General features: G+C 75.1%; 8 protein-coding genes and 2 pseudogenes. 3 read left to right on the top strand and 7 right to left on the bottom strand.

The annotated features are described in order from the left end of the window. Positions 1-350, bottom strand: a pseudogene (locus tag AB0M46_RS50500) (hypothetical protein); the annotation flags it as partial. Between the two features lie 198 nt (positions 351-548). Here AB0M46_RS50500 and AB0M46_RS50495 point away from each other — a divergent pair. Further along, positions 549-1,235, top strand: coding sequence for a CBS domain-containing protein (locus AB0M46_RS50495; protein WP_363348772.1), 687 nt, complete (start codon positions 549-551; stop codon positions 1,233-1,235). A gap of 21 nt (positions 1,236-1,256) precedes the next feature. On the opposite strand, the gene AB0M46_RS50490 is transcribed toward AB0M46_RS50495, so the two are convergent. Beyond that, on the bottom strand, positions 1,257-2,489 hold the full coding sequence (locus AB0M46_RS50490; protein ID WP_363348770.1) for an acetyl-CoA hydrolase/transferase C-terminal domain-containing protein: 1,233 nt from the start codon (positions 2,487-2,489) through the stop codon (positions 1,257-1,259). Between the two features lie 9 nt (positions 2,490-2,498). After that, a complete protein-coding gene (locus AB0M46_RS50485; RefSeq protein WP_363348768.1) occupies positions 2,499-3,533 on the bottom strand; it encodes a nitroreductase family protein in 1,035 nt (344 codons plus the stop codon). A gap of 217 nt (positions 3,534-3,750) precedes the next feature. Here AB0M46_RS50485 and AB0M46_RS50480 point away from each other — a divergent pair, with 217 nt between their 5' ends. Further along, positions 3,751-4,158, top strand: coding sequence for a pyridoxamine 5'-phosphate oxidase family protein (locus AB0M46_RS50480; RefSeq protein WP_363348766.1), 408 nt, complete (start codon positions 3,751-3,753; stop codon positions 4,156-4,158). Positions 4,159-4,170: 12 nt separating this feature from the next. Here AB0M46_RS50480 and AB0M46_RS50475 read toward each other — a convergent pair whose 3' ends face one another. After that, positions 4,171-5,379, bottom strand: a complete 1,209-nt coding sequence (locus AB0M46_RS50475; RefSeq protein ID WP_363348764.1) for a HAMP domain-containing sensor histidine kinase — start codon at positions 5,377-5,379, stop codon at positions 4,171-4,173. Continuing rightward, positions 5,376-6,035: a response regulator transcription factor gene (locus AB0M46_RS50470; RefSeq protein WP_363348762.1), complete on the bottom strand. Its 660-nt coding sequence runs from the start codon at positions 6,033-6,035 to the stop codon at positions 5,376-5,378. Before AB0M46_RS50470 ends, AB0M46_RS50475 begins: the two co-directional genes overlap by 4 nt. 152 nt (positions 6,036-6,187) lie before the next feature. Between AB0M46_RS50470 and AB0M46_RS50465 the strand changes: the two genes are divergently transcribed. Continuing rightward, entirely contained in the window at positions 6,188-6,685 is a 498-nt protein-coding gene (locus tag AB0M46_RS50465; RefSeq protein ID WP_363348760.1) for a DUF2231 domain-containing protein, read from the top strand. A gap of 11 nt (positions 6,686-6,696) precedes the next feature. On the opposite strand, the gene AB0M46_RS50460 is transcribed toward AB0M46_RS50465, so the two are convergent. After that, the gene (locus tag AB0M46_RS50460; RefSeq protein ID WP_363348758.1) at positions 6,697-6,975 is read right to left on the bottom strand and encodes a hypothetical protein; all 279 of its coding nucleotides are present in this window, start codon (positions 6,973-6,975) and stop codon (positions 6,697-6,699) included. 169 nt (positions 6,976-7,144) lie between these two features. Then, positions 7,145-7,396 (bottom strand): annotated as a pseudogene (locus tag AB0M46_RS50455) (hypothetical protein); the annotation flags it as partial.

Raw genomic sequence — 7,396 nt, 5'->3', positions numbered from 1 at the left:
AGGGCGATGCCGGCGGTGAGGGCGAGGCCGATGCCGAGGAGGCCGGCCATGAAGAGCCAGTTGGCGTACCAGGTGCCGGCGATGGTGTGGAAGAACTGTTGCAGGGGTCCGGCGTGGACGTTGGCGAGGAAGCCCTTGGTGGGGTTGCCGCCGTTGATCCAGGCCTTGGCGGTGGGGGTGCTGTAGCCGAGGCCGAGGAGCTTGTCGGCGAAGGCCCAGAGGAAGACGAAGCCGGTGGCGTAGCGCAGAACGGCGAGGGCTCTGGCGGCGGTGCGGGTGAGCATGGCGCCGGGGGCTTCGACCGTCTCGAGGTGGTGGACCGGGGTGTGGTGGATGTGCGCGGTGCTCATGGTCGGCCTCCTGGTGCCGTGCTGTCCTGGTGACGAGTTCAGCTTCGCCCGTGGGAGGGCATCGACGCTTGTGCCGAATCTCCCGAACCCGCCGGGACCGAAGGCCCGTCGTGGGCGTGCCGTTGGGCACTGTCTCGCCGCCATGGGCCGGTCATACGGTCGGGCCGTGACGTGAGGTACCGATGAAGGAGGCCGGAGATGAGCCGCTGGAACGTCGCGGACGTGATGACCATCGGGGCGGTGTCGGTCCAGGAGGACACGCCGTTCAAGGAGATCGTCGACCTGCTCGAGGCGCACGAGGTGAACGCGGTGCCGGTGATCGACGCGTTCGAGCGGGTGGTGGGGGTGGTCTCCTCCGCCGACCTGATGCCGAAGATCGAGTTCGCCGGCGACGACGACCGGGTGCGGCTGTTCGAGAGCCGCCACACCCGGCAGGCGCGCGGCAAGGCCCACGCGACCGCGGCCGGCGAGCTGATGAACGCGCCGGCGATCACCGTCATGGGCACGACGTCGGTGGTCGCGGCGGCGCGGATCATGGAGTCGGCCGAGCTGAAGCGGCTGCCGGTGGTGGACGACATGGGCCGGCTGATCGGCATGGTGACGCGCCGCGACCTGTTGAAGGTGTTCCTGCGCTCCGACGGGGACATCCGCCGGGAGATCCTCGACGAGGCGCTGCACGGGCTGGTCGGCGTCGAGCGCGCGCACGTGCGGGTCGAGGTCGACGACGGCGTGGTCACGCTGCTGGGCAGGGTCGAGCACGCCGTTGTCATCCCGTCGGTGGTCCGCCAGGTCGAGCGGGTCGACGGGGTCGTGGACGTGATCAGCCACCTGTCGGCCGTCGCCGACGACGGGCCTCGGTCGTACCGCCCGCCGGTCATGTTCTGACCGGCGGGTGGCCGGTGCGGTTCACCCCAGCGGGAGGCCGAGCTCCCGGCCCGCGGCGCGCAGGCCGTCGCGGGCCGCGGGGTGCGCGGCGTGGTACAGGATCTGTTGCGCCTGCTCGACCGCGTCGCTGCCCCAGATCCGGGCGGTGCCCTGCTCGGTGACGATGTAGCTGTGCTGGAACGACGTCACCGGCCCGGACAGCAGCGGCACGACGGCCGAGACGTCCGCCCGGGGGTGCCATGAGCGCAGCGCGATGATCGCGTGGCCGCCGGGGGAGTGCATGGCGCCGACGATGAAGTCCGTCTGGCCGCCGAACCCCGAGTAGGTGCGCCCGTCGATCCGGCTCGCGTTGGCCTGGGCGAACAGGTCCACCTGCAGCGCGCTGTTGATGCTCATCAGGGCGGGGTGCCCGGCGATCGTGCCCGGGTCGTTGGTCTTCTCGGTGCGCAGCATGCGCACCCGAGGGTTGCGGTCGATCCAGTCGTACAGCTCGGCCGAGCCGAAGCAGAACGACGCCGTCACCGGCGTGTCGCGGTCCAGGCAGCCGGCCTTCTCCAGGGCCAGGGCGCCGTCGGTGAACATCTCCGACCAGATCCGCAGCTCACGCCGGTCCAGCAGCGCGTCCAGGGTGGCGTCGGGGATGGCGCCGATGCCCAGCTGCAGCGTCGCCCGCTCCGGCACCAGCGCGGCGACCCGCTCGCCGATCGCCCGCGAGGTCGCGTCCGGCGCGGCCGCGGTGTGGGTGACGAGCGGCTCCTCGACCTCGAGCAGGTAGTCCACGGCCTCCAGCGGCAGCATGGCGTCGCCGTAGGTGACGGGCATCGCGGGGTTGGCCTGGGCCACGACGATGCCGCCCCGGGCGCGGGCCGCCTCCACCGCCGCCGGAAGGACGTTCACCTCGACGCCGAGGCTCACGGCGCCGCCCACCGGCGGGGAGGTGTGCAGCAGCACGACGTCCGGGGCCAGGCGCTGGCGCAGCAGGTGCGGGACGAGGGAGAGACGGCACGGGAAGTACCGCAACCGGGGCCCGCCGCGCATGCCCGGCCCGACGAACGGCGTCTCGTGCACGACCCCCTCCCGGTCAGGGATGCCGGGCTGGGCGTTGAGCATGGTCAGCCGGAACTCGGCCAGCGCCGCGTCGGCCACCGCCAGCAGGCGGCGCGGGGTGGCGAAGTTGCCGCTGGCCACGATCCGCGGCACGCCGGGCAGGGCGCCCAGCAGCCGGCCGAGCTCGATTTCGGTCACCGTTCGCATGCGTGCTCCTCATCGTTGGTGCCGGCGACCGGCGGCCACCGGTTCGCCCCGGCTGAACGCGGTCGACCGCAGGGGCAGCGCCACGCCGGGGGTGTTGAGCAGGACGTCGCGCAGCGGGCGGCGCGGTCCGGCGGCGACCGGCCGGCCGTACCCGATGCGCAGGATCATCTGGGGGAACCAGCGCCCGCCGGGCGGGGCGAGCAGCCGGCGCAGGTGCGCCACCTCCAGCGCCTGGGTCATCGGTTGCGCCGCGAGGCCGTGCACGGTGGCGGTCAGCAGGACGCGCTCCAGGGCCCGCCCGGCGTCGAGCCAGCGGTCTGGCCCCTCGCCGCGGGAGTGCAGCACGACCAGCCGCGGGTGCGTCTCGAAGCGGGCGGTGTCGCGGTCGACACCGGTCAGCTGGAGGCCGAAGTCGCGCAGTGCGAGCGTGGCCGTGATGGACCGCGGCCCGAAGACCGGGACCGGGACGCCGTCGCGCCGCTCGGCGTGGCCGGTGGTCCAGGTCGAAAGCTCGCGGCGGTACCGCGGATCCGCGCGCTGCCAGGCATCGGCCGCGCTGGTGAGCGCGAGCACGGCGCCGCGGCGCACCGGGTCGAGGACCACCAGCCGGATGCCGTCGGCGGCGGCCGCGCGGCGCAGCGCGTCGAGGACCGCGGCCGGGACCACGGTGTCGGTGAACGGCTCGCGGTTGGTCCGCCGGCGGGCGATCGCCCCGGCGAGGGCCAGCGTCGCGGGGCTCGTCCCGTGCCGGGCCACCGGCGTGATCCGGGCCGCCGCGCCCCCGGGCCCGGGCCGCTCGATGCGGGTGACCCAGCCCTCGGCCGCGAGCGCGACCCGCAGGTTGCAGGCGGCCGCGCCGACGCTGATGTGCAGGCCGCGGCGGTCCGGGTCGATCGCGTCGAGGGCCCGCCGGGGATCGGCGAACAGGTCGAACGCGGTCCCGTCGAAGCGGAACCGCCACGGTTGGGTGTTGTGGATCGAGGGAGCGGCGACGGCCGCCCGCAGGCAGGCCGCGGCCGCTCGATCGGACAGCCGCTCGTTCATGCGTCCTCACCTCCGCGCCGGGGCCGCATTCGATGCTCAGCCTGACCCCGCCGGCGGCGCCGGGGCAGAGGCGTTGGTCCCCGTCCGCCGGGACTCGCGCGGGACCCGCCATCCGGGGTGCCGCCCGGCTTGAAGGTCCCGGCCGCGACAGGGCTTTCGGCCCTGGCTCGCCGCCACGGGGCGGAGCAGAGTCCTGCGGTACTGAAGGGGGAATGCAATGGCACGGCTACGACCGCTGAGCCGGGAGCGCTGCCTGGACCTGCTGGCCTCGGTGCCGGTCGGCCGCGTGGTGTTCACGATGCGCGCGCTGCCGGCGATCCGGCCGGTCAACCATCTCGTCGACGGCGACACGATCGTGATCCGCAGCAACCTGGGCAGCGGCCTGGCGTCGTCGGCGACCGCCGACGGGGCCGTGGTGGTCGCCTACGAGGCGGACGTGATCGACCTCGAGCGCCGGACGGGCTGGACCGTCGTGGTCACCGGCGCCGCCCGGCTGGTGCTGGACGAAGAACGGCTGAACCGCTACGAGGGACAGCTGCACCCGTGGGTGGACGACACCATGAACTGCGTGATCGGCATCGACTGCGACCTGGTGACCGGCTACGAGCTCGGCCGCGCCGGCTGACGTCCCGGCCGCTCAGGGAGCGGCCGGGAGCAGCACGGTGAAGGTGGCCCCCTCGCCCGGGACGCCGTCGGCCTCGATGGTGCCGCCGTGACTGGTGACGACCTCGCGGGCGAGGGCGAGGCCGAGCCCGAAGCGCCGCTGGTCGTCGTGGCCGCGGGCGAAGCGGTCGAAGAGGCGTCCGGCGTCGGCCGTGGCGAAGCCGGTGCCGTCGTCGCGGACGACCAGCCGGACGCGGGGCGGGGCCGCGAGCCGGTCGAGCTCGGCCGCGATGTGCCCGCCGGGCGGCGTATGGCTCAGCGCGTTGTCGATCAGGTTGGTGAGGACGCGGCGCAGCGCCGCCTCCCGTCCCAGCACGATCGACGGCTGTTCCGGGTCGGCGCGCAGGCTCAGCTGGACCCGCTGGGATCGGGCGCGGTCCTGGAATCCGGCCACGACGCCGTCGGCCAGCACGCCGAGGTCGACCTCCGTGCCGGCCTCCGCGCGGTTCGCCAGCTGGGTGGACAGCAGCAGGTCCTCGACGATCTCGCCGAGGTGCCGGGTGCCGGCGACGAGGCGGGCGATGTCGGCCGCCATGCCCGGCGGCCCGGCGCCGCCGCGCAGGTCGTGGTCGAGCAGCTGGGCGCGGGTGTGCAGCTGCGCGATCGGGGTGCGCAGCTCGTGGCTGGCGTCGGCGACGAAGCGGCGCTGCCGGGCGAGGGCGTCGCCGAGCGGGGCGGTGGCCCGGCGGGCCAGCAGCAGCCCGGCAACGGCCGCGCCGGCCAGCCCGAGCAGCTCGGCGGCGCCGAGCGCGGCGAGCAGCCGCCGCATCGACGCGTGCAGCGGGGCGAGGCTCCCGACGACCTGCACCGTCGAGGCCCCGTGGCGGCGGGTGACCAGCAGGTAGCCGCCGGCGTCGGCCTGCTCGGCCGGGCCACCGGCGCGGACCCGGTCCAGGGCCGCGCGGTCGGGGAACCCCGGCGGGGCGCCGGCGGTGGCGGCGAGGTTCCCGGCGTCGTCCAGCCGGAAGATCCAGCTGCCGGCCGGCGGGTCGACGACGTCCTCCTCGGTGGCCGCGGTCTGGCCCACCGACGCGGCGAGGGCCGCCCGCTCCTCCCGGTCCACGACGAGCAGGGCGACGGCGCCGACGACCAGCAGGATCAGGGCGATCGCCGCCGTGAGCTGCGCGGTCAGGGTACGGCGGGCCCGGCGCAGCAGCGCGCGGTCGGGATCGGGGCCGGTCACAGGCAGCCGAGCCGGTAGCCGGTGCCGCGCACGGTCGTCACCACGCCGGTGCCGAGCTTGCGGCGCAGGTAGTGCACGTACGTGTCGGCGAGCGACTCGGTGCCCGACTCGGGGAAGACCCTGGCGACGATCTCCCGGCGGCTGAAGACCCGGCTCGGCTGCTCGGCGAGCAGGCGCAGCAGGTCGCTCTCCCGGCCGGAGAGGACCGTCGCGGCGCCGTCGTCCGCGGTGACCATCCGCGTGATCAGGTCGAACTCGGCCGCGCCGACGGCCAGCGTGTGCCCCGCCGGGGCCGGCCGGCGCCGCAGCAGCACGCGGATACGGGCCAGCAGCTCGTCGACGTCGAACGGCTTGACCACGTAGTCCTCGGCGCCGCCGTCGAGCCCGGCGATGCGGTCGGCGACGGTGCCGAGCGCGGTGAGGATCAGCGCGGGCGCCTGCACGCCGCTGCGGCGGAGCCGGGCGAGCAGGTCGAGGCCCTCGATGGCGGGCAGGCGCCGGTCGACGATGAGCAGGTCGTAGCCGCGGGTGAGGGCCTGGTGCAGGCCGGCCTGGCCGTCGCGGGCCAGGTCGGCGGCGTATCCGGCGTTGCCGAGCACCCGCAGGAGCAGCTCGCCGAGCTCGCGGTCGTCCTCGACGAGCAGCACACGGGTCACGGTTGCGCTCCGGGGGGTGGGGCCGCGGGCCCGAGCGCACCGCCGGTGTGGTTCATCACGGGCAGTCTGCGCACCGAAGATTGGAGAACTCCAAGAATCGGATTCCTACCGTTGCCGGGGTAGATCGCCGAACCTCCGGATGGGACCCGCTCATGACCACCGTCAACGGCCTGCCCGCGCACGTGCTGCTGGTGCACGGCATCGTTGTGCTCCTGCCGCTGTGCGCGCTCCTGCTCGTGCTGACCGCGCTGTGGCCCGCCGCCCGCCAGCGGCTGGCCGTCCCGAACGCGATCCTGGGCGTACTGGTGGTGCTCCTCGTGCCGGTGACGACCGACGCGGGCGAGTGGCTGGAGCGGCGGGTGCCCTCGACCGCGGCGCTGCACACCCACACCGAGCTGGGCGACACCGCGCTCTTCTACGCCGTCCCGATCGCGGTGCTGGCGCTGGTCGTGTGGTGGCGGGACCGGGAGGCGCGGGCGGTCCCGGGCCGCCGGACCTACCTGGCGCCGCTGTCGAGCGCGGTGACCGCCGTGGTGGCGGCGCTGGCGCTGGTCGCGGGCGCGGCCGGCGTGTACGGCATCTACCGCATCGGCGACTCGGGCGCCAAGGCCACGTGGAGCGAGACCGCCACCGCACCCGGCCACGACTGACGGCACGCGCGTCAGGGCCGAGCCGGGCGGCCGGGCGGCCCGACCGGCGTCATGAGGTCGCGCGCGGTGGCCGCGGCGAGATGGTCGCGGCGGCGCCGCTGACGAGGGGTGCCGGCCACGCGCGGCCCGCGCGCGTCGAACAGCGCGGGCAGGGCCTCCGGTTCGATCGTGCCGATGACGCGGCCCGACCTGTCCACCACGGCGAGCACCGGCACGCCGCCGTTCTCGACGGCGTCGACGACTTGTTGCAGGCCGGCGTCCGCGCCGACGGTCACGGTTGGGGTCATCACGCGACGAGCGTAGGCCGCGGCCCGGCCCGGTGACAGGCGCGGAAGTCCCGGCCGCGCGGGACGTACGGCCCTGCGCCCGCCGCGTCCGCCCGCGCACGAGGGCTGCGCCCGGCGCGTCGGAGCGCCGGGCGCAGCCCTGGGGTTCGGTCGTGGTGGCGGGCACTCGCGGCTAGGCGTCCGCGTGGTCCTTGGCCGCGGCCGGCTCGGGGACCGCGAAGCCCTGGCTGCGCGGCGTGCGGGCGGCGTGGATCAGGCCGGCCGCGCCGACCAGGAACAGCAGGCCGGAGGCGAGGTAGGCGACGACCGAGGCCTGGGCGGCCTTGGTGCCGAACTCGCTGAAGCCGTACGAGGTGAGCAGCAGGCCGCGCAGGGTCTCGCCCTTGAACACCGTCTCGCGGGCGCCGTTGATGTCGGTGAGCTG

It is taken from the genome of Dactylosporangium sp. NPDC051485 (assembly GCF_040682015.1).
Classification (GTDB): Bacteria; Actinomycetota; Actinomycetes; order Mycobacteriales; family Micromonosporaceae; genus Dactylosporangium.
The sequence above is the reverse complement of the archived record's forward strand: the minus strand, read 5'-3'. Positions and strand labels throughout refer to the sequence as shown.